The following is a 22,112-nucleotide window of genomic DNA, read 5'->3' on the forward strand; positions in this document are numbered from 1 at the left end:
CCGGGTTCTGGTAGCCTCCCCACTCCCGAGGTTGAGCGCGTGACTGAACTCCTACCGTTACAGGCTGGTGCCCACGCTGGAGGGACACCATGAAGACCACGCTGGAGGACGTGGTGCAGCCGGGCATGGTGGTGGGCGGCTACCGCATCGAGAAGAAGCTGGGAGCTGGCGGCTTCGGCAAGGTGTTCCTCGCGTGGCGCGACGGTGGCCCGTGCGCCCTCAAGTTCATCCACCTGGAGAGCGTCGGGGAGTGGGGCTGGCGGGAGCTGTTCATCATGCTCCGCCACGAGTTCCCCAACGTGGTGAAGCTGCTGAGTCACTTCAAGTGGCCGGAGGAAAAGCCCGAGTACCTGGTGCTCGTCATGGAGTACGTGCCGGGAGTGACCCTCTATCAGTGGGCCCGGGACAGCAACCCGTGTGCCCGCGAGCTGGTGGAGAAGCTGCTGCCGCTTTCCCGGGCGTTGAAGGGAGTCCACGCCAGGGAGGTACTGCACCGCGACTTGAAGGGCGACAACGTGCTGGTGTGTGAGGCGGACGGAGCACCGGTGCTGGTGGACTTCGGAGCTGGTGCCATGCCGGGCGCACCTCGCGTCACCGGAGCCCTGGCCCCGGCCAACCTCCGCTACCGCAGCCCCGAAGCCGTGGCCTTCTTCCTGCGTGAGGACCGCAAGCGGGGGGAGAGCTACGACTATTCGGTGAGGGACGAGCTGTACGCCCTGGGCGTCATCCTCTACGTGCTCGCCACCGACGTGTACCCCTTCAACGGCCCGGATGACGAGCTGATGGGGGAGATTCTGGACGGCGACCCCAAGCCCCCGCACGTGCGCAACTCCCGTGTGCCCCGGGCCTTGAGTGAGCTGTGCCTGCACCTGCTGGCCAAGGCGCCCGCCCGCGTGCCGGATGCAGAGACGTTGTGCGTGGCGCTGGAGAAGCTGTTAGTGGAGGCGAAGGCGGACCCCCGGTGGGAGGTGCCCTTGTGCTACGGCTGGACGGTGGACGGCCGTACCACCGAGGACGCACCGGAGCTGGTGGGCCACGACCCCGAGGCGTGGCTGCGCAAGTGGATCCGGCAGAAGCCGAAACGCGGCAGGCCGCCTGCTCCTCCCGTCGTAGCTCCCGCCCCGCCCGAGCCGCCCGCCACGTCAACGGTCCCCACGCTTCGCACCCGCGTGAGGCGGGCCGCTCCAGTCCTGGTGGCGGTGGTGGGCCTCGCGGTAGTAGGGGTGGGGCTAGGCTACGTCCTCGGCCAACGCCAGCCGCCGCCTTCCTCACCGACTCCAGGCCAACCGGTGCTCACGCTTTCCCTACCTGGGGAATTCTCCCTCGATGACCCTGCGCCATGGGCCACGCACGTCCATGAAGTAGCGCCACCGTGGAAGCCGCCCGAAGCTGATGCAGGCGCAACGCCCCCGAAGGCGGACACCCCTGCGCCCGTCACCACCATGACGCTCAGCTCGGGAACAACTCGCATGAAGAAGAAGGCCCCCGGCTCACAGGAGGAGAAGGAGAAGAAGGGCAACGGCTCCACCGGGGCTAATGTGCTGCTCGCGGTGGCCGCCGCCGCCAACATGGCGTGTCCCGGTGCTCAGGTTCGCAAGGAGCCCGCGCCCCAGGCGTGCCCGGCCGGTGCTGTTGAGACCATGACCCGCCAGCTCGGGATGGACCTGGGGGATAGGGATAGGGGAATCCTCGGGGATAGGGGAAGCGTCGACCTTCCCGGCAAGAAGAAGGGCAGTAACGAGTCCGTACCCGTGAAGGACGGCCCCATCTCCCTGGAGTTGAAGGGTCACTTCGCGGTGGGGACCGACCCCATGGGCCGGGGTGGGCGCATTGCACTGCCGGACGGCACGCGGCTCTCCGGGCAGCTCTGCATCGGGGAGAAGCGTGTCTATGGACGCATCACCCAGGCCGTCACGCCCGCTGGAGACACGTTCACCGTCTGCATGGAGCTGTACGACCACGGCGACCGCGGTCTCGAGATCGAGCCTGACGGAGGAGCCGTCAAGGTCCACCCCATCGCGGATGTGAGGGCGGTGGACCGCTTCGAGTAGCGCCATGCCGGGGCTTGGTGGGCTGGAAGCCCAGGTGGCGCGCGCATGACCGGGCAGGAAGGTGTGTTAGAGGCCCACGTCTCCAGTCTCTTCCTCGCCTTCGTGGAGGTTCCCGCTCCGTGTTCGCCTTCTCCTCCACCGCCCTGCTCGGACTGGCCCTGCTCACTGCCCCCGCAGAGGCCGCTGAGCGAGCTCCACTCCCCACATGTGAGACGGGCACGCGCCACATTGAGCTGGACGCGAGTGCCCCCATCAGGACGCCGGAGGTGTGCATCCGGCCGGAGCTGTCCATCACCCTGCTCTTCGACGCGAAGCTGGCACGCGTGGACGTGGAGGGGCGGGAGCGGTTCCGCCGGGTGGAACTGGCAACGGCATCCCTGACGCTCGTGGCCTCGGACGCGCTGCACGACGGAGAGCGCGTGTCGGTGACGGTGTATTTCCAGGACGACGGGGCCCCGACAAGTGCCACCTTCATGCTGGTGGTCCACCCGTCCCAGGCGGAGCGGCAGGTGGAGGTATCCCGCCACGAGCGCACGTTGGCGTCCTACCGACAGGGAGAGCAGCAGGCCCGAGCCGAGGCCCAGCAGTGCCGGGAGGAGAAAGCGCGTCTCCAGGCCGAGTGCAGCGGCCAGGGTGGGCTCACGGGCCTCATCGAGAACGGATGGCTCGGCAAAACGGGCGTTGTTGCCCGTGTGCTCAAGGGCGTCACCTCACGTTCGGCAGATCCCCTCGAAGTACGGGACGTCATCAGCTACCGGGCCGTTGGACCCAAACGGGGCCGGGTGGCCGTGGAGCTGGAGCTGCGCAACGGGGGTACGGTGACGTGGACGCCCATGGGGGCGGCCCTGGTGGGCTCCAAGCGCGAGGAGCTGATGGGGCTGACGGTGCGCTCCCTGGAGCCCATCCCGTCAGGGAGGTCGCAGCGCATCGTGGTGGAGCTGAATGCGGCGGAGAGCGAGGCCCGAGGAACTTACACGCTCAACTTGTGGGCTGGAGAGGCTGGATCCGGAGGTGTGAACGTCGATGGCGTGACGTTCCCATAGTGGCGGACCGGATGCGCCTGCTCCGGCCCCACCTCCTTCCTCGTTTGAGGGGGCAGCGGCCAACTGAGCTGGACCGCTGGGCCGAACACGCGAGCCGCATCGCAGCCGAGGCCACCAGCCCTGAGGGTATAATAGCCGGGTGGCGTGCCTGGAACGGGTGCGCCAGGCCCAAGTGCACGACGGGAGGTCTGATGGGACGACTCTTGGTTCACCCCCAGCCGGGAATGGTGCGGGATGCAGTCTTCGACCCGCAGCAGCCCGCGCTGTACCGCTACCGTTTGTCACGCATCTGGAACCCGAGCTTGCCGATTGCGGCTTTCATCATGCTCAATCCCAGCGTGGCGAACCTGGTGGCGGAAGACACCACGGTCTACGGCTGCATCGAGTTCGCGATCAATTGGGGCTGTGGCGGCGTGGTGGTTGGCAACGCCTTCGCGCTGATCGACCCCAAGCCCAAGGGCCTTTATACGGCGATCAAGGCCGGGATCGACCCCATAGGCCCCAAGAACGACGCCCATTTGATGCGCATCCATGCCGGGTCGGCCTTCACCATCGCCGCCTGGGGCGCCCATGCCAAAAAGATCATGAGCCGGCACGCCCATCTCTTGGCGATGCTGCGGGCCATCAAGCCGGTGCACGTGGTGCGCGTGACGCCCATAACCAAGGTGCCGGGCCACCCGCTCTACGTGCCGCGCTCGACCTGGCCGAAGCCCTACGTCTGAGCTTCCGGTGGCTCCTGCGCTGGGGACCGTTTCGGAGGCTGCGAGGGCAGTTCCAAGTGCGCTTCGGATGGTTCATAGACGCTCCCCCGCTCCAACAGGTTGAGTCTGGGCGCTGACCTGCTTGGTTGGCCGGTGCTTTCTTTCGACTGCCTCCCATGTTACCTGAGAGGAACTCATTTTTAGAGATGAGTTCTTGAAAGGTTCAGGAGGTGCCCCCGTGAACGAGCCATCGACCAACGACAGCTTCCCCATCCACCCCACGGGTCCTGATGGTCTTCTCTTCGAGGGACCCGCGTACCGCTACACCTTTGTCTCCCCGCTGCTGGACTCGCCGGACCCCATGGCCATCGCCCAGCGCGCTCCCGTGAAGGGGGAGGGCGCTGCCTGCCGCGTCATCCTCAAGCGGGTGCAGATGCCCCCCGAGGACGAGCGCCGCCAGCGAGCGGTGGAGGAGGTGCGGCTCGCCACTCGTCTGCGTCACCCCGGCATTGTCCAGGTGTACGGACTGGAGGACTACCAGGGCGCACCCTACGTTGTGATGGCGCACACCGAGGGCATCTTCCTGACCACGGCTATGGAGACGGCGTTGCTGCTGGGCAGGACGCTCGCACCCTCTCATGCCGTCTACATCGCCGCCGAGGTGGCCGACGCGCTCCACTATGCCTGGAACAGCCAGGGGGAGGACGGCCGCCCGCTGCACTTCGTCCACCGGGCCGTGAGCCCTACGAGCATCCGGTTGGAACTCAGCGGCCGGGTGACGCTCACCGACTTCGGCGTGGCGTACTCGCGGATGGTGGGCCGGTTGGACACGCCCTCCAAGGTGCTGCGTGCGGATCTGGCCTATGCCGCCCCCGAGGTGATGCGCCGCCAGAAGCCAGATGGGCGGGCGGACCTCTACTCGCTGGGCATGGTGCTGCTGGAAATGCTGTCGGGTCAGTATCCGCTGGATCCGCCGGACGTGAACGTGCCTTTCAGCGGGTCTTCGGAGGTGAGCCGGTACAACGCCCGCGTCCGTCCCGAGCGGCCCTCCTGGACGAGCCCGGGGGAACTGGCCAACCGCATCCTGAGCTTCGGTCCCGATGACGTGGAGCGGGTGGCCGCCCAGGTGCCCGAGCCGCTCAAGTGCATCCTCCACAAGGCCCTGCATGCCCACCCAGACGACCGCTACCAGACCGCCGGTGAGATGCGGGACGAGCTGCGCGCGTGGCTCAACGGTCAGGGCCAACGATTCGGACTCTCCGAGGCGGAGGCGGAGCTGGGAGCCCTTCTGCGCGAGAAGCCCGCCCCCCAGGAAACGCACGCATTCCCCATTGAGAAGGGCGTGCTGCCCACTCCCGAGGAGGAAGCCACGGCCGAGGAGGAAGCCATCGAGGAAGAGACGAAGGACCGGAGTGAGTGACCATGAAGAAGACCACCCACCTGATGACGAAGAAGAAGATGACCGTCCACCTGGGAGAGGTGCTGCGAGAGGCCCGGCTCAAGGCCGAACTCACCCAGGCGGACGTGGCCGAGCGCGTGGGAGTGGCCACCGAGGTGTACGGGCGGATAGAGCGGGGCAACCTGACGCCGAGCGTCCCCAGTCTGCGCAAGCTGTGCGTGGCGCTCCGGGTAGACGCCAACGCCGTCTTGAACCTCACCGGCCACGAGGCGGCGACCTGGTTGCAGGAGTCCGAGAGCACCCCGGAGGAATCGCCACAACTGCGCCGCCTGCTGCGCACCCTGCGCCAGTTGGATGACAAGCAGCTCTCCGCTGTCGGTTACATGGCGCGCAGCCTCGTGTCGCCCGAGGCCCGTTAGCTCTCGTCCGAAAGGAGGGTGTCGGCCGTTTCCAGCAGCTTGCGCATGAGCACCAACCTCTCCGGCGGCCATCCCTGCAAGATGTGGATGATGCGGCTCAGCTCCGGATGCTCGCCGGTCCTAGGCGGAGGAGCTGGTGCCGCCTCCCTGCGAGCCTGGGCACCCAGGGACAGGAGCACGTCCGAGGAGATGCTCAGGGTCTCGCAGATGCGCCGCAGCGTGGGCACGCTGGGCACCATGGCGCCCCGCTCGACCCGACCGTAGACGCCGGACTTCAGGCGCACCCTCTTGGCCACCTCCGCCTGCGTGAGGCCCAGCCGCAGGCGAGCAGCCCGGGCCGCGTCCCCCAGCGCGTGTCGCAGCTTCTCGTCCATGGTGTCCGTCTACCGGAAAGAGTAGGGGAGCACGATACCCAACCTGGTGGAGCAGTGATTCGCGGAGAACGATGCTGAGCGCCTGTCCCTCACTCAATGGTAGCTGCGCGATTGCACCTTGATGCCAAAATGCCAGGGGCTCGTGGGGCCACCCTCTAGGAGCACGGCGGCAAGCTGGACATGGGCGGCGAGCCCGGCCAGGGCGCCTGCTTCACTCTGTCCCTGCCCCACGAGCGCTGAGGGTGCTTGTCCCTCGCATGCAGCAGCGGATCATACTCCTAGTGAAGTCCACCGGTAACTCGAATTCAGCGCAAAGGGGTGCTACTAGAAAGGTGGGGGTACTGCATGCCGAGCACCAGTGAAGTTGTTCTTGGGATCATCGCCCGTAGCGGGCTTGATCCGAAGGCTGGCTACCCGCTCTACGCCTACCGCACATCGGACGATGAACGCGCCGTGCTGCGGAGTGCGGTCGTAGGGGCTCTGAAGCAGGCTGCTTCCGGTGTTGGCAAACTGACCGCCATTGAGGCCGCCGGATTCTGCCTCTTTGCTGCCGAGCACTTCTGCCGCGCACACGAAGGCGGAACCTGGAGCTGGGAGCCCATCTTCAACTCCCTGGGCACCCATTTGGGTCCGTCCACGTTGTATGACTTGGTCATTAGGGGTCTTGGCCACTGGAATCGCCGGGTCCTCGAGTCCAACCACGGACGCGCCTTCCTGGTCACGCTCGCTTGCGAGGGAGGGCTCCCGCGCGCGCTGATCACCCAGGAAGGAACCCGGCTCCGCCGGTACTTCGAACAGCTCCTGTCAGCCCGGGAATGCTTTCAGGACACACCCGCCGAAGAGCTTGCGCAGCGCCTGGAGGAAGAGCTTCCGGGCTCGTTGCGCCAGGATGTCGTGTTCGGGCTCAGCGCGACGCTCATCGACGCAGTCGCGCATTTGCGCACCCTGGTGGGAAACGCGAGCGACCCGCTGCGGGAGCTGGATGTCAAACAGCCGGGCTGGCAGACGTGGATTCCCCTCCGCCTGGAGGATGAGGTTGCGCGAGACCTGCTGCAGGGGCTGATGCGGCAGCCGCGCACCTCCGATTCCAATCCGGGGACGGGGGTCCGCCTGGAAACTCGGCTCCTGGTCGACAACGGTCTCCGGCTCATCCGGAAACCCGTGGTGCCCCCTGATATCGCCGCGGCAACCCTGGCGGCCCAGCTGCGGGTCACCAGCGACAAGCTCCCCTCCCGGCTTTCCCTGTACCTGCTCTGGAGCGATGGCACGCGGCAGCCGCTCGGCTCGGCAACGCGCGCCTTTACCCAAGAGCGATTCCACACCTCGGGACAGGTCCTCTGTCCACCCCTCTCGTTGGAGACACTCCTGGCCCCGGTCAGGCTCGGCGCGGTGGTGGGCACCCACGAGCTCCAGGCGGTCCCTCTCGATGGCGCGGAGCTGCCCCCCGAGCTCCCCTGGGTGTTCACGCGCACCGAGGACACGGCCCCCTATGTCTTGCGCGGTTATGGGCCCGTCTGTACCCGGGCAGAGGAGGCCCTGGTGGTGCTGCCCTCCGAGGCGAGCTGGCGCGCCGAGCCTCCTGAGGCCGCCACGGAACTGGGGACGCTGGAGCGCCTGGGCCGGCGCGTGGTGAGGCTCCAGGGCACGCTTCGGGTCCAGCATGGCGAAGACTCGATGACCATCCGCACCCGGCAGCCGGCCGAGGACATCCGGACCTATGCGGTGCGGGGGGAGTTGTTCACCCTCGGCCCCTGGGGCTCCGAGGTCTTCCGCGGAGCACCCCGTGTCTTCGAGTGCCGGGAAGGCGGGAGCCAGCGGGAGGTCAAGGCGGAGTGGAGGCCCTGGGATGCCGCGGGCGAACCGTGGCAACCCCTGGGTCCCAACACGATTGGAAGTGTCGCGCTCCGGGTCGTGCAGGACAGGGAGGTGTGCTTCCGGACGCGGGTGGACTGCCTTCCGCGGGACGCGCACTGCGACATCGTTCCTGGGAAGGAAGATGGCGAGGGAGAAGCTCATCTTCCGGGACGCGCGTGTGGAGGACGTGGGCACGACGTCCCCGGAGGTGACGCTGCAGCGCCACGTGGAGGGGGCGAACATGATCGTCCACCTGAGCGCCGCGCACGGCCACCCGCGCAGCGTGCCGCTGAAGCTCCGCTTCTCCCAGCGCAGGGCCCTGAGCGTGAATGCCACGTTCCCGGCACGCGAGACCTGCTTCGTGGGCCGCGATGATCAGCCCGTGGACTCGCTAGTGGCCCTCCACCGGCTGGGTTCCATCCGGGCCCGGGTGTTCGATCCCAGGCTCCGCGGTGGATGCTTCCTCGAGTGCCAGCAGCAGAACCGGAACTGGGTGGTCCTCACCGAGCTTCCCCGCCGGGAGGAAGGGACCTTCGAGCTTCTCGCTGGACTGTGTCGCGGAGCAGCTCAGCGTGCTGCTCGCCGCCTCGGAAGGCCTTGATGCCCAGGTGTGCCTCCGGCTCGTCGTCAACGGACGCGCCTCGCCTAAGCGGCTCCCCGTGGCCCGCTACGACGGGAACCTGGACAAGGGCAGGGAGAACTCCGAAGCGGTGGAGATCCGGCTCAATGAGTCCGCCATCAAGGCGCTGAGCCAGGAGGAGCGTGCCCGGCTGCGGCTGGAGGCCCGGCCACTCTGGAATCCGAAGGAGCCGGCTAGGCTGTTGCGCGAGCGGCCAGAGGGCGATTGGATCTTCGATCTGGCGGGTTGCGCCTCAGGCGTCTGGCTTCTGACCGCCTGGATCGGGACGCTCTCCCCCCTGCGGCCCCTGCGGGTGACGATCAATGGGACGGCCCCGGCGGAGCTGAAGCTCGAGCGGGCCATCCACGCGCACCCCCAAGCCGCGCGCCACAAGCAGCTGGGCGAGCTGGTGCGTGAGCTCGCAACCGAGGCCAGTCACGCGGAGTGGCCGCGGCTGATGGACTTCCTGGCCACCATGAGTTCGCTGCCATCGCCCACCTACGAGGTGGTACGGCGCGTGGCCGGTGACCCCGAAGCCGCAGTGCTCGCCCTCATTAAGGACAAGATGTCCGGCGTGCTGTGGGCGGGCCTCGAGCAGCTTCCCTTCATGTGGGCCCTGGTGCCAGCCCAGGTCTGGGTGCGCGCCGTGCGCCGGGAACTGGCTTGGCGCGAGAAGAAGGCTGCGGAGCTGGCCAGCGAAGGCATCCCCGTGGATCCCCGGGCATTCCTGAAACCGCTGTTCAAGGAGGCCCCGCTCCGGGCTTCCTGGATGCATTGCATCCTCAGCCTATGGAGCGAGACACTGGGAGGCAAACCCAGCGCGCCCAGTCCATTCGTGCACTTGGCGAGGACGGAGGCTGGCCGCCGCTTCCTGCGCCAGCAGTTGCAGCCGGCCCAGCAGGAGCTCATCCGCGCCCATGCCGAGGATCCATGGCCCGAGGTCGACTTCCAACGCCCGGACTGGATGGGCCTCTACCGCGAGGTTCCCCGGGAGTGTTGGCTCGAGCCCACCCAACTCTTCCAGACCGCGGTGCTGAGGGCGCCCGTTGTGGCCGCCGTAGCCAGCGCTCGTGACCTTTCCCTTCCCCCCGAGCGCGTGTTGGAGCTCCGGCGGTTGCGTGCCTTCGATGAGCGCTGGTTCGATGAGGCGTACGGCAGCACGCTGGCCTGTCTGCTGGGAAGCGCGCTGCAGAAGAACCCGGAACTGTTCAAATGACCCAGAGCTTCTACAACACCCTCAGCCACGAGTTCACCGAGCGGGCCGCGAGAGCCATGGTGAGCCAGCTCGGCCCAGCCAATCGCGCGCTGCACCAGCATCTGCAGGCCACCCTCCAGCGGCCACCGGGTGAGAGCGGCAGCTTCGTCGCCCCTCCGGTCTTCGAGGCACTCTTCGAGTGGGAGCGGCAAGCCCGCAGAATGGACGAGCTGCCGCTGCTCGCCTCCACGCTGGTGGACGCGATGGACGAGCCGCCGAAGGAGCTGAGCGAGTACCGCTTCCCGCGCGACCGCCGTCCCTACCTGCATCAGGTTCGTGCGTGGGAGGCCCTCTCGGGCGAGCCGGCCCGCTCGGCCATCATCAGCACCGGTACCGCCAGCGGAAAGACCGAGTGCTTCCTGGTGCCCATCCTGAACGACCTCGCCAGGGAGCTGGGGGAACAGAAGCGAAAGGCCCCCCTGGTGGGCGTGCGCGCCATCTTCCTCTACCCGCTTAACGCGCTCATCAACAGCCAGCGTGACCGGCTCCTGGCGTGGACCTCGGGCTTCCAGGACCGCATGCGCTTCTGCCTCTACAACGGGGCTACCCCCGAGAGCGAGCCCACGGTCAACCAGGTCCGGAGTCCTGCCCAGGTTCTCTCGCGCGCCGAGCTCCGCAAGTCGCCACCGCCCATCCTGGTGACCAACACCACCATGCTTGAGTACATGCTGGTCCGGGCGGCGGATGCCTGCATCATCGAGCAGTCGCAGGGCCTGCTGCGCTGGATCGTGCTCGACGAGGCGCACAACTACGTGGGCTCGCAAGCCGCGGAGCTGTCCCTGCTGCTGCGGCGTGTCCTCAATGCCTTCGGCGCGCATGCGGAGCGGATCCGCTTCGTGGCCACGTCGGCCACCATCGGTGGGGACGAAGCCAGTGAGGCGCTGAGCCGCTACCTGGCCGATCTGGCTGGCGTGGATCCCGCCCGGGTCGTGGTCATCAGCGGCAAACGCTCCGTTCCCGAGCTGGACGAGAAGCTCAGCGAGCGCACCGAGCCCCTCCCCTCCCTTGAGGAGGCCGGAGCCATGGGGCCCACGGGCTCTTCGAGCGGCTCGCCGCCGTCCCCCAGGTCCGCGAGCTGCGCAACACGCTGGCCAAGAAGCCCATGGAGCTCGCGCAGCTCGCCGCCACCCTGGAGGGCACAAAGGACGCTCCCGTGGCGGAGGCGCCAGGCCCCACGGCCTTGAAGTGGATGGACCTGCTGAGCTTCGCGAAGAACGCGCAGGGCAGCCTGCTCCCGCTCCGTGGACACTTCTTCCACCGCACCCAGGCGGGGCTCTGGGCCTGTAGCAACACCGCCTGCCCGGGGCGCAAGGACACCCCGCTGGACAGCCCAGACTGGCTCTTCGGCAAGCTCTTCCTGACGCGCCGGGACACCTGCGACGCATGTGACGGACGCGTGTATGACCTCGTCTTCTGCTGGGGCTGCGGGAGCGAGTACCTGTGCGCCGAGGAGCAGGGCAACCGGCTGGAGCCGCTGTCCTCCAGCTCCTTCGAGCTGGATACGGACGAAGGCGAGGAAGAGGACGACACCGAGGAAGCAGCGGGCCCCATGCGGGAGCGCACGGCTCTGATCAGCGGGCGGGCGCCCAACCACCTGACGTCCGCCCGGCTGAAGTTCTCCCCGTTCACGGGCGAGCTGGAGCCCGATGGGGACAAGGGCGTGGTGTCCATTGCCCTCGTCCTATGGAAGGACGGGCGGCTGCAATGCGCCTCGTGCGGGCAGCGCGCCGAAGAGAGAGAAGAGCAGTTCCGCCCGGTACGGCTGGGGGCCCCCTTCTTCCTGGGGGCCGCCATCCCGGCACTGCTCGAGCATCTGCCGCCAGCGGAAAAGGATCCCGAGGTCCTGCCCGTGGGCGGCCGCAAGCTCATCACCTTCAGCGACAGCCGGCAGGGGACGGCCCGGCTGGCGGCGCGCCTGCAGATGGAGTCCGACCGCAACTACGTCCGCAGCCTCATCTACCACGAACTCCTGGAGCTCCGGGGTGCAGCCGATCAAAACCGGATCGACAAGCTGCAGAGCGAAATCGCTAGGCTCGAGCCCAAGGCGAAGGCGGACCCGGACCTTCAGGGCTTCCTGGACGAGAAGCGGCAGGAGCTCGCCGCCGAGCAGGCGAAGGCCCAGCGGCCGTCACTGCTCTGGCGTGACATGGCCCAGCGGCTTGCCAACCAGGGGAAGATCCGGGAGTGGATGCCGGAGCGGCAGCGCCAGCGCTATGCCCCCGCCGCATTGGATGGACAAGACCTGGCCTCGCTCTGCCTGTACCGCGAGTTCGTCCGCCGCCCGAGGCGGCAGAACTCGCTGGAGACCCTGGGCTTGGTCGCCGTGGTCTATCCCGCGCTGGAGCGGATCACCGAGCCCGACGTTCCTGGCAGTTGGAAGTCGGCCGGACTCGGTCTGCGCGAGTGGCGGGACTTCCTCAAGATGTGCGTCGACTTCTTCGTGCGCGGCCACACGGCGGTCGAGGTGCCCCCGGGTTACATGCGTCTGCTGGGGACACAGATTCGCGGCTCGGTGGTGGTGAGCCCGGGTACGCCAGGGAAGAAGAACGTTCGCTACCCCTGGCCCAAGGCGGCGATGGGCCAGCGGCTCCCCCGCATGGCGCGCGTCCTGATGCTGGCGCTTGAGCTCAATGACCAGGAGCCGGAGCACCGGGCGCTCGTCGATGAGCTGCTGCGGGATGCCTGGCAACAACTGCGGCGCGTGAATCTGCTGGCCTCGAAGGAGGACGGCTTCATCCTCCACCTGGACCAGCAGGTCCATTTCACCCTGATGAGCGAGGGGTGGATCTGCCCGATCACCCGGCGGGTGATCGACACGACCCTCCGGGGAATATCGCCCTACCAGACGGAGCGCTGGGCCGCGGGTGTCGCCCGCTGTGAGAAGGTGGTGCTCCCGCAGCCCCCCTTCAGCCACGGACGGGATCAGAACGGGCTCCGCGCTCCGGAGGTGACGGCCCGGTGGCTGGCAACCAATGCCCAGGTGTTGAAGGCGCGCCAGCAGGGCGTGTGGACCGAGTTCTGCGACCGGATCGCGGCTTTCGCGGACTACTACCAGGTGGACGAGCACTCCGCGCAACAGTCGAAGAACCGGCTGATGCAGCTCGAGGGCAGCTTCAAGGCGGGACGCATCAACGTCCTGAGCTGCTCAACCACCATGGAGATGGGTGTCGATATCGGTCAGCTCGCCGCGGTGGCGATGACCAATGCGCCTCCGGGGCCGGCCAACTTCCTCCAACGCGCCGGACGGGCCGGCCGCCGCGGAGAAGCCCGGGCAGTCACCCTCACCCTTTGCCAGAGCGTCCCGCACGCTGAGGCCATCTTCCAATCGCCCCTGTGGCCGTTCACCACCCCCATCCACGTGCCCACCGTATCGCTGCAAAGCGAGCGGATCGTCCAGCGGCACATCCAGTCCCTGCTGCTCGCCCGGTTCCTGCGGCGGTTCGACGCGGACAGCTCCCGGTTGACGTGTGAGTGGTTCTTCCTGCCCTCGCCCGAAGGGGCGGCACCTCAAGCGGAGAACTTCGCCTCCTGGCTGCTGGATGACGCCCTGCGTTCACCCGAGATCGCCGAAGGGCTGAAGCAGCTGACCGCGCGCTCCTCGCTCGAAGGAGTGGAGGTGCTGCGTCTGCTCCAGACGGCGGAGACGAACCTGCGGCAGATCCTCGATCGCTGGTCCGCGGAGCACCAGGCCCTCGCTGACGAACTCCAGGCAGCGGGCGGAGTGCCAGACAAGAAAGGCCGGAAGAAGGTCGATCCGGTGCAGTGGGCCATCTGGGCCCAGCTCAAACGGCTGCTGCAGGAGTACCTGCTGCGGAGCCTGGCCAACGCGGGCTTTCTGCCCGCGCACGGGTTCCCCCTCCACGTGGTGCCCTTCGTCACGACAACGGCCGAGGAGCTCGAGCAGCGCCGCGAGGAGGAGGAGAAGGGCCAAGCGCGAGAGGATGGATACGGGCAGAACCGCGGCTATCCAGCCCGGCACCTGGCCACCGCCATCCGCGAGTACGCTCCGGGCAGCAGTGTGGTCATGGACGGTATGGTCTATGACTCCTCTGGGCTCACACTGCACTGGCGGCTGCCTCCAGGCGATGAAGAGCAGAAGGAGGTGCAGGTCATCCGCACGGCGTGGCAGTGCCGCCGCTGCGGCGCGTGCGATACGTCGGCGTCAGAGGTCGAGAGCTGCCGTACCTGTGGAGCGGACACCCTGTCCTTCATGAAGCTGATGCGGCCCTCGGGCTTCGCAGTGGACATCCAGAGCAAGCCGCACAACGACTTCTCGCGCCAGCGGTTCATCCCCATCCAGGAGCCGTGGATCTCCGCTGGACAGGCAGCGTGGCAGGCCTTGGCCCATCCCGAGGCAGGACGGATCCGGTACGACCCGAACGGCATCATCATTCACTCGAGTGCGGGTCTGTCCAATCATGGGTACGCCATCTGCCTGGAGTGTGGGTGGGCCGCATCAGAGGTCGCGGACGGCCGGAAGTCCCCGGTCCCGGCGGAGCTGGTCAACCACCACCGGCTCCGGGGCGCCAAGGGTCGGATGTGCACGGGCAACAACCGGCCCCATGCCATCAAACGCAACATCCGTCTCGGGGGAGAGGCGCATACGGATGTCCTCGAGCTACAGCTCCAGGATCCCGTCACCCGGATTCCCATCACCGACGAGGTCGCTTGCGCCTCGATTGCGGTGGCCCTGCGCCAGGCACTCGCAGAGAAGCTCGGCGTGAAACCCGATGAGCTCGGCTGGGGGACGTTGGAGGCCCACTCGGAGCAGAACGCCGCACGCCGCTCCATCCTGCTCTTCGACATCGCGGATGGTGGCGCCGGCTATGTCGCGAGCGTTCCGGAACACCTGACGGAGCTGCTGGAGCGCGCCCGGAAGATCCTCGAGTGCCCCAAGAACTGCACAGGGGTCTGCCATGCGTGCCTGCTGTCCTTCGATACGCAACACATGCTGCGAAAGCTGAACCGGCACGAGGGCTGGAGGGTCCTCACCGACGAGCTCCTGCAGGCCCTGTCACTGCCGGCGGAGCTCGCGGTCTTCGGCCCCGGCACCCGGTTGGAAACCTCTCCGCTGCTCACGGGGCTCATCTCGGAGTTGCGGCATGCGGAGATGCGGGAGTGCCGGATCCACCTCGGGGGGTCCGTGGCCGATTGGGACTTCCAGGATTGGCGCCTGTGGCCACACCTGGTCCGGTGGGCCGCCGAGGGGCTCCAGATCTCTTTGTTGATTCCCGAGGACTGCGCGGCCGAGCTCAAATGGGATGAAGGGCGGGCGCTCGTGGCGCGCGCGCAGGGGGCGGGTATCCGGCTCCTCATCAGTCCCCCGCGAGGCGTGCAGGTAGCAGGAGCGCGGATGGTGGCCGAGGTGAGTGGAAACCGCCGCAGCACGCGCTGGGCCTGCACTTCCGAGGAAGCCCTGTGCCCGGGCCCGGACTGGGGGGGACTGGGGGACGCAGGCCGCTGCCTCAAGCAGACGGTGGCCAGCGCGCTACCAGCCACCGAGGCCCGTGCACCCCGTCCGGAAGAAGTGGCTAAGGCGAAGCCCGGCGAGTACCGCGAGCTGAGCATCCAAAACCAGCTGAATGGACCCCTCACGTCCCTGGGCGAGCGCTTCTGGGCCATGCTGGTGGCTGCCCTACCAGAAGCTCGGAGCGCGGCTACGGGCCGGCACGCCCCTCGTGGCGGTGCATTACACCGACCGGTATGTGCGTTCGCCCCTGACGGCACGCATCCTCTTCGAGGTGCTCCGCGGACTGCAGCGGTTCCCCGGGGGGGTCCAGGCGAATAGCCGGCTCCATGTCCAGGTCACCGAACAGGAGCACCCCGGCAGGACGCCGCCCGCGTATTTCAACCATGACTGGCAGAGCAGGGACACCCAGCGCGACGTGCTCTCCTCGCTGCTCGGGACAGCGGCCACGGTCGACGTCCGCAACCGGAGGGACGCCATCCACATGCGCGAAATGCGCCTGCAGTGGCCGGATGACCAGTACCTCATCATCCGGTTGGACCAGGGTCTGGGCTTCCTGAGATCTGAAACCTCGCTCCGGCATGATTTCTGGAGCCCCCCCGCCGCCCAGACCCAGGCCATCCGGACGGCCACCCTCCGGGTCGTGCAGTCCGAAAACGGTGCTGTGCCGCTGTACATCACTGGGGTGTTGCAGGATTAGGCGCGAGGTCCACCACCGCCGCTCGCGCCGTGCCGGGCGTCAGTCCTTCGTCCGTTTCGAGCGCGGGCTTTTTCCGTGCGCCCGCGTGTGCCGCCCCGGGGCCTGTCCCGGGGGGGCGAGCCACGTAACCGGATCAAGCCCGTATCAAGAGAAGCCGGCGCTGAGGGTATTCCTGGAGGGCAGCACCAGCGTGAGCGCCTGCTGCGGCCTGTCCTTCAGGACGTGAGCTGCCCCTCCAGCTCCTCGAGCATTCGGAGCGACTCCCAGCCCACGTAGTGGCCGTGCGCCACGCTGTTGCGCAACTGCCGTAGCTGGTGGAGGGACTTGCGGCGCCAGCCGTGCACGGAGACGCGCTCGAGGAATTCGCCGAACGGCATGAATGCGGAGGTGTCCACGAGCGCCGCAGCCGGGCTGTCCTTGGGGTAGAAGCGCCGGTCGAAGGATTCGGCTCCACGCCCCTGGAAGTCCCGGAGCGCCTCGTCAGGCTTGCCGAGCGGGCGCGGCACTGGCGCAGGGGCGTGCCGCGCGCGCAGGTATGCCTCCAGGTCAAGGCAGCGAGAGACCACCTCCTTGGCGATGGGTGCACACGTCATGCAACTGCGTAGCAGCGTCCCAGCGTGCGCGGGCATCCGGACCTGGCGGGCCAGAGCGCGCGCGGCCCAAGGCACCGGGCGCGCGTGGGCCACCCCCGAGGGGCGCCAAGCCAGCTGCGCCGCCTGCAGCTCTTCCGTGCGGCGCGCGTACTCTATGCGGTCCCAGCTGCGCTGCCCCAGCATGGCGAGGTAGCCGCGCAGCAGCTCCTGCCGGGGTGTGTCCAACCGCTGCCACGCATCGTCCGCCAAGGTGTTGAGAACGCTCTCCATCTGATCGTCCGCGCCGATGGCGAGCCCCGCCGCAGGGGCTGCCCACTCGAGCGCGACGTCGAGGCTCACCTGCGGCCTCCCAGGCCAGACGCGTGTGGACGTAGGCGGCCCAGCGGGCGCTCGGCGGGGCATCGGGACGGCCGAGCACCTCGCCCAGCGGACCGCCCGAGGTGAAGCTCCAGCTCTCCTCCGCGTGGCGGAATCCGGGTGCGTGGAGCACAAGCACGGGCAGCGCCACCGAGGGGCGCAGCTTCGCCACATCGCTCGCCAACTGCGTGGCCGCCTCAATGAAGGCGCGCACGGCGCCGTCCGGCAGCCGCGTCCCCTCGAGCACCAGCAGCGTCCTTTGGTGGCCTAGCAGATCCGCGGTCAGCTCAAGCACGCGGCGTGTGGAGGGGAGCTGGATGTCGAAGGCGAGCCTAGCGAGTGCGCGCACGTCCCCCCCGGCCTCGAAACTGCTCAGGAAGGTGGTGTCCACGTTGGTGCGCCCCTGGTCCACCGCGTGCACCCGTGCTGGGAGGGCCGCAGTGATCAGGTCCGCCTGCGCGGGGCCGCTGGCGCGTAGTAGCCGTACCCCACCACCATCCACCCATGGCCGGCTGGTGAGCCACGCCTCCAGTCGCCCCGAATCCACGAAGCGCCAGTGCGTCTCGAACTGGGCGAAACTGACGGGGAGGTCCATCAGTCCACCTGGAGCGTGTTCACCAGCCGCTGCAGCGCGTCCTCGGAAGTCAGGGGCGCAAGCCGGGAGAGCGGGTCCGACTGCGGCACATCCGGGCGGACGGGCAGCAACCCAGCACCTTGCAACACGGCAAGGGCCGGGGTGTCCTCCGCATCAACCGCGCGGAAATTGCGGTCCTTGCGCCAGGAGGGGTTCAGCTCCTCGCTGTGGATGGACCAGTACTCGCTCAGGTCTTCCCCCAGGTTGCCCCCCGGCGACACCCGGGTCACCGCACACGCCATCTGCAGCAGGGCGAGTTCGCGCTTTTCGAGCTGCATGGAGGGCGGGCCCTTATACAGCTGGCGCGCCAGGACGGGCAGCACCTGGTCGACCTCTCCGAGCGCTTCGCGCAGCAGCGTGTCATTCACGTCTAGGCCACTGCCCTCCGGGTCTCTACGCATGAGAAGGCGGTCCAGCTCCGCGACCAGAAGGGGAATGCCGCTCGTGCGCTCGAGGATGAGCCCCATAGCCCCCGCCTCCGAGAAGTTGAAGCCGCGCGCGCGCTCGAACCACCAGGAGAGCGCACCGCGCCCCAACCGGCCCACAGGATGCAGGTCGAAAAGGACCTCGGTGCTCGGGGAGCCCTGAAGCGGGACGAAGGGCTGAAGGGTGCTGCGCAGCAAGTCCACGCCGCCCACCAGCAGCGGCGGCGTCCGAGAGGGACCACGGAGAGCTAGGAGCCGGGACACCTCGGCCTGAGAGACGCCGAGGAGGGCCAGCTTCCCGGAGCGCTCCAGCCGCTCCTCGTGCAAGGCGGCGCCGGACCGGGCGTCGAGCACCATGGACTGATCCATGCCGAGCCGGTCGAAGAGGCCGCGTGCGAGCAACGCCCCCTCACGTCCCTTGCCAGCGAATAGCTCGGGCCGCCACAGTGTGGCCACGACCGGTACGCCCAGCATCTCCGGATCAGGAGTAGACTCCATCAGCGCGCGCACCGCCTGCAGGCTATGGCGTCCGAGGAGCGCCTGGGTCGCGCGGCTCTCCCTCTCGGCCGTGCGCGCCTGACGCAGGGCCCGGATGTCCGCCCGCATCACCTCCTCGCGCGCCAGGGGCGCGAGCACCGTCAGGTGGTGCGGGAACCGGAGGAGGTATTCGCTCTGCCCGCCCGGCCCGCGGCGCGACAGCAAAAGCTGTCGGTCCACCATGTCACGAAGGTGCCGGGACAGCTCGCCCTCGACGGTCTCCCCTTCCGGCCGCAACCACGTCCAGTCATCGCCCTCGAGCTTCTCCAGCCGGCGGCGCAGCCGTGCCTCCGCGTCTGTCAGCGCCTCCGTGGGGGAGCGCAGCAGGAACTCGTTGAGCACCGCATAGAAGACGACCCGGCCGGCCTGATTGCCCTGGAAGTTATTCTTCGCGACGGCACGGATTTCCTCCTGCACCTGCACGTCTTCGAACGTGGAGACCACGTCCTGGGAGGTGACCACGGGCTTCTGGTGCAACCGCAGCTTGGCCGGGTAGCGCTCCTCAAGCTTGGCGAGCAGGCGCTCTCCGAACTGGAGGATGACCGCGGGCTGATAGCCGCAGCGGTGCGCGATGACGGCCGCCTGCTCCGTGGCATCGATGCCGAGCCGCGCGAGGGGACCGGCCACGAGGCCTGCGGCGTCGTCCAACTGCAACGGCTCGAGCCGCAGGGCCTTGCCCCAGTTGCCCCACGCCCCCTCGTTGGTGTTCGTCACCCGGTAACCGGTGAAGACGAAGCGCACGCGCGGTAGCCCCTGCCAAGCGCCCCCCTCCATGAGGCGGCTGCGCATGAAGAAGCTGAGGCAGGCCTCCTTGTGCTCCTCGTACTCCTCCAACTCCTGCTCCACGAAGGTGTCCGCCTCGTCGAGCACCAGCAGCAGGCTGATGTCCGGGTTCTCCTCCAGGTAGCGCCGGATGACCCGGTCCAATCGGACACCGGGCGATTCCGCCGATCCGCCCTCGCTGGACAGCCACGTGGCCTTCGCCCGGGTGGCGAGCGCCTCGATGATGCGGTCCACCATCGCGCTCGCCTGCTCGATGCCCACGGCGGACACGTAGATGACGCGCAGGCGCGAGCCGTCAGGCAGGGACTGGCCGTCGAATCGGCTCTCCACGAAGCGCAGGAGCGCGCTCTTGCCCATCTTGCGGCCGGAGAACAGGCGTGAGTAATCAGCGCTGAAGGCTAGGTCGCGCGCCTCCTGGCCACGCCCTACGTACATCTCCAAATGGACGTGCTGGCCCTCGTGACGGCCGAACGGGGTGACGGCGGACCAGCGCTGCTGCTCGAGGAGCAGCTCGAGCACGCCGAGGATACCGTTGGGGCGCTGGCCGCCCGGATTGAGCAGCCGGCATATGTCCAGGTCATCGAAGACGGCTGCGGTGAGCTTCCGGCTCGCCAACTCCTCGATGAGGGACTGGCGCACCTTCTCGGTGATGCCCGGCGCCAGGAGCACCACCAGGTTGTCGCGGTGTGTGGCGGCAGAGGAGGCGGCGGCCTGCACAAAGTGGGTGGCGGCCGGGCTGACGTTGACGCTCGGCACCACGAGCGCGCGGAAACGGCTGAGCTGCGGGACGTAGGAGGGATTCAGGCCACGCCGGTCGATCTCCCGGCGGATGTCCGCGCAAAGCAGGGAGACCTCGTTCTGGTGTTTGGTGGACACCTCGTACAGCTCCCCCAAGAAGAGGCGGGCGAACTCGGCGCGCACGGCCCGGTCCTGGTTGGTGGCTTGGCCGGAGCCCTGGATGCCCTCCAGCCACCTCGACAGCAACTGCGCGCCTGCCTCACGCAAGGTGCGTGACGACTCGGGGAAGCGGACCCTTGCGTCATGCCGCCAGAGTGTCACCCGGCGCTCGGAAACGGCCGCGACCGGCATTCCCCGCAGGGCGCCGAGCGCCATCGCATAGCGGCGCATCTCCAGAGCCTGCAGCGCGGACTCCCCCTCCTCGCCGCCGTGGGCCAGCGCGTCGGCGCGCAAGCGCTCGACGAGCACGTCGCGCGCCTGGGTTGCCTCGTGCTCCACGCTCTCCAGCCACAGCCTCATGCGCACGGGGTCCAGGGTTGCCGCCCCCGGGTTGGGTCCGGCGCTGGATGGCTCCAGCAGTGCCTCCGCCTCGTGGCAGATGCGGCCCAACGGCTCGCGCATGGACGAGGCGAGTTCGTTCAGGTCGTGGCTCACGTTACGCACCCGGCTAAGCGCCTCGTAAAGCTGCTCGATGGTGCGGACTCCCTGCGCGTGCGCGCGCTCCCGCATCGAGCTGGGCAGCAGGGCCACCACCCGGGGCAGGAGGTGCTGACGCGAGGGCTCCTCGAGCGCCTCGAGCAGCGGCTCGATGCCCTCCCCGGGCTCAATCGGCGAGGGCGGCTCCATCAGGAGCGAGGCCGCGAGCTGCGGATCCGTCACATCCAGGACACTGATGGCCGGCACGCCCGGAGGGCCCTCCACGGGAGGCAGTGCAAGCAACAGCTCCGGCCAGCCGCAGAGCGCCTGGAAGGGAAGTACGAGCGAGTCCGTCCCCTCCTCCCGCGGCGTGGGGTGAATCGACCGCAGGAGCAGCGTGCGGAAGAACTCCTCGTCACCCGACAACATGTCTCCGGAGAGCAATCGGCGCAGGGCTTCCGCTGGGAGCTTGTCCCCGCGCGGGCTCACATCCACAGCCATGTGGCGGCGGTGCAGGCGCTGCATGAGGTTGTCGATCTCCGTAGCCTCGCGCGCGAAGATTGCCGCCAGCTTGTCCATGTGCCCCCGATCCTCGCGCAGGGCGCCGGCACGATTCGCGCACTCCGCGTGGACCTCCGTGATGCGCGCGATGTCACCGCTCAACTCGCCGGGCTTCCACTGCTCCCGCCCGCCGTCGGGCACCGGGTAGAGCTGGTGCAGGAGCGGGGAGACCTTCTGGATGAACTCGCTCCATGCCTTGCGGCAATGCGAGCGTTGAATCTTCCCGCCGCCCGCGTTCCAGTGTCTCTTCACCAGTGCCCTGAAGTCGCGCCGCCGCTGTTCGAGCTTCCACGCGTGGATCGGTTGGGGTGACCGCCTCGCGCGGGACGAGGGTGCGGAAGCGGTCGATGGGGTCCTCTCCGTACCCGGCGAAGTCCAGCATCGCGGTGAGGACCACCTCCAGGTCCTTGCTCGTGAACCCCGCAGACTCCACGAGCAGGGCGGCCTCTCCCTGGGCCAGCGGCGCCTCCAGGCCGGGACAGGCGGCCTCAAGGAACACTCGCGCGCGCCATGAGAGGGCCTCCGCCAGTTCGCCCGCCTCAAGCGCCTTCACGAGGATTGGGCCTCGTTGGAGCTTACGCATCGCGGGCCGCATGGCGGGCTCGCTCCACAGCATGGCGAGCTCCCGCACCTCCTCGGGAGCGGGCAGGCTGCGCAGGCCCGCGTCGTGCGCTGCGGCCGCGAGCAGGTGCAGCATCCAGAATCGCGGCTGCGGAGCAAGCAGCTCGCCGCTGAAAGCGGTTTTCAGGCGCTCGCCGAAATCCCCCCGACGCCACGGCGCTGGCTCGGACCGGGTGTTTCCGGGGCGCACCCAACGCGACGCGCGGAAGGATGCCCAGGAGGAGATGTCCTGCGCCAAGCCCGGCAGAACGACCACGGGTACGAGGGGCTCGGCCGCTGGCGGGGACACGGGGGGCGGTGACACCTCCCTGGGGGGTTGCGCGGTCACGGGCCCGGTGCCAGCCG

13 protein-coding genes are annotated in these 22,112 nt (G+C 68.3%); 10 read left to right on the forward strand and 3 right to left on the reverse strand.

From position 1 onward, the window contains the following. The first annotated feature begins 89 nt into the window (after window positions 1-89). The 5 genes from ACN28I_RS38085 to ACN28I_RS38105 all read left to right on the forward strand — a co-directional run bounded on the left by ACN28I_RS38085 (window position 90) and on the right by ACN28I_RS38105 (window position 5,613). On the forward strand, window positions 90-2,051 hold the full coding sequence (locus ACN28I_RS38085) for a serine/threonine protein kinase (protein ID WP_420946808.1): 1,962 nt from the start codon (window positions 90-92) through the stop codon (window positions 2,049-2,051). Between the two features lie 119 nt (window positions 2,052-2,170). Then, complete coding sequence (locus ACN28I_RS38090) at window positions 2,171-3,094, forward strand: DUF2381 family protein (RefSeq protein WP_420946809.1); 924 nt, start codon at window positions 2,171-2,173, stop codon at window positions 3,092-3,094. 191 nt (window positions 3,095-3,285) lie between these two features. After that, complete coding sequence (locus ACN28I_RS38095) at window positions 3,286-3,816, forward strand: DUF1643 domain-containing protein (RefSeq protein ID WP_420946810.1); 531 nt, start codon at window positions 3,286-3,288, stop codon at window positions 3,814-3,816. Between the two features lie 217 nt (window positions 3,817-4,033). After that, on the forward strand, window positions 4,034-5,215 hold the full coding sequence (locus ACN28I_RS38100; protein WP_420946811.1) for a serine/threonine protein kinase: 1,182 nt from the start codon (window positions 4,034-4,036) through the stop codon (window positions 5,213-5,215). Between the two features lie 2 nt (window positions 5,216-5,217). Continuing rightward, window positions 5,218-5,613: a helix-turn-helix transcriptional regulator gene (locus ACN28I_RS38105; RefSeq protein ID WP_420946812.1), complete on the forward strand. Its 396-nt coding sequence runs from the start codon at window positions 5,218-5,220 to the stop codon at window positions 5,611-5,613. Here the strand turns inward: ACN28I_RS38105 and ACN28I_RS38110 are convergent. Continuing rightward, a complete protein-coding gene (locus tag ACN28I_RS38110; RefSeq protein ID WP_420946813.1) occupies window positions 5,610-5,987 on the reverse strand; it encodes a helix-turn-helix domain-containing protein in 378 nt (125 codons plus the stop codon). The genes ACN28I_RS38105 and ACN28I_RS38110 overlap by 4 nt on opposite strands. Before the next feature lie 345 nt (window positions 5,988-6,332). Here ACN28I_RS38110 and ACN28I_RS38115 point away from each other — a divergent pair, with 345 nt between their 5' ends. From ACN28I_RS38115 to ACN28I_RS38135, 5 genes are all read left to right on the forward strand, one after another. Next, window positions 6,333-8,216, forward strand: a complete 1,884-nt coding sequence (locus tag ACN28I_RS38115; RefSeq protein ID WP_420946814.1) for an STY4851/ECs_5259 family protein — start codon at window positions 6,333-6,335, stop codon at window positions 8,214-8,216. A gap of 197 nt (window positions 8,217-8,413) precedes the next feature. Beyond that, the gene (locus tag ACN28I_RS38120; RefSeq protein WP_420946815.1) at window positions 8,414-9,676 is read left to right on the forward strand and encodes a hypothetical protein; all 1,263 of its coding nucleotides are present in this window, start codon (window positions 8,414-8,416) and stop codon (window positions 9,674-9,676) included. Next, window positions 9,673-10,899 carry a DEAD/DEAH box helicase gene (locus ACN28I_RS38125; protein ID WP_420946816.1) on the forward strand — a complete coding sequence of 409 codons (1,227 nt, stop codon included), beginning with the start codon at window positions 9,673-9,675 and terminating at the stop codon, window positions 10,897-10,899. Before ACN28I_RS38120 ends, ACN28I_RS38125 begins: the two co-directional genes overlap by 4 nt. After that, window positions 10,818-15,503 carry a helicase-related protein gene (locus ACN28I_RS38130; protein WP_420946817.1) on the forward strand — a complete coding sequence of 1,562 codons (4,686 nt, stop codon included), beginning with the start codon at window positions 10,818-10,820 and terminating at the stop codon, window positions 15,501-15,503. The genes ACN28I_RS38125 and ACN28I_RS38130 overlap by 82 nt, the downstream gene beginning before the upstream one ends. Before the next feature lie 97 nt (window positions 15,504-15,600). Then, window positions 15,601-15,882, forward strand: coding sequence for a hypothetical protein (locus ACN28I_RS38135; RefSeq protein WP_420946818.1), 282 nt, complete (start codon window positions 15,601-15,603; stop codon window positions 15,880-15,882). Window positions 15,883-16,097: 215 nt separating this feature from the next. Here ACN28I_RS38135 and ACN28I_RS38140 read toward each other — a convergent pair whose 3' ends face one another. Then, window positions 16,098-16,814: a hypothetical protein gene (locus ACN28I_RS38140; RefSeq protein ID WP_420946819.1), complete on the reverse strand. Its 717-nt coding sequence runs from the start codon at window positions 16,812-16,814 to the stop codon at window positions 16,098-16,100. Between the two features lie 612 nt (window positions 16,815-17,426). Continuing rightward, window positions 17,427-21,398 (reverse strand): hypothetical protein, encoded by a 3,972-nt coding sequence (locus ACN28I_RS38145; protein ID WP_420946820.1) that lies wholly within the window; start codon window positions 21,396-21,398, stop codon window positions 17,427-17,429. Window positions 21,399-22,112 lie beyond the last annotated feature (714 nt).

Origin of the sequence: Archangium gephyra (genome assembly GCF_049060025.1) — a bacterium.
Taxonomy (GTDB): domain Bacteria; phylum Myxococcota; class Myxococcia; order Myxococcales; family Myxococcaceae; genus Archangium; species Archangium gephyra_A.

What these genes read in the sequence shown, in the direction of transcription:
- ACN28I_RS38085 (WP_420946808.1), top strand. Translation starts at nt 90, where the DNA reads ATGAAGACCACGCTGGAGGACGTGGTGCAGCCGGGCATGGTGGTGGGC.
- ACN28I_RS38095 (WP_420946810.1), top strand. Translation starts at nt 3,286, where the DNA reads ATGGGACGACTCTTGGTTCACCCCCAGCCGGGAATGGTGCGGGATGCA.
- ACN28I_RS38105 (WP_420946812.1), top strand. Translation starts at nt 5,218, where the DNA reads ATGAAGAAGACCACCCACCTGATGACGAAGAAGAAGATGACCGTCCAC.
- ACN28I_RS38110 (WP_420946813.1), bottom strand. Translation starts at nt 5,987, where the DNA reads ATGGACGAGAAGCTGCGACACGCGCTGGGGGACGCGGCCCGGGCTGCT.
- ACN28I_RS38115 (WP_420946814.1), top strand. Translation starts at nt 6,333, where the DNA reads ATGCCGAGCACCAGTGAAGTTGTTCTTGGGATCATCGCCCGTAGCGGG.
- ACN28I_RS38125 (WP_420946816.1), top strand. Translation starts at nt 9,673, where the DNA reads ATGACCCAGAGCTTCTACAACACCCTCAGCCACGAGTTCACCGAGCGG.
- ACN28I_RS38130 (WP_420946817.1), top strand. Translation starts at nt 10,818, where the DNA reads ATGGAGCTCGCGCAGCTCGCCGCCACCCTGGAGGGCACAAAGGACGCT.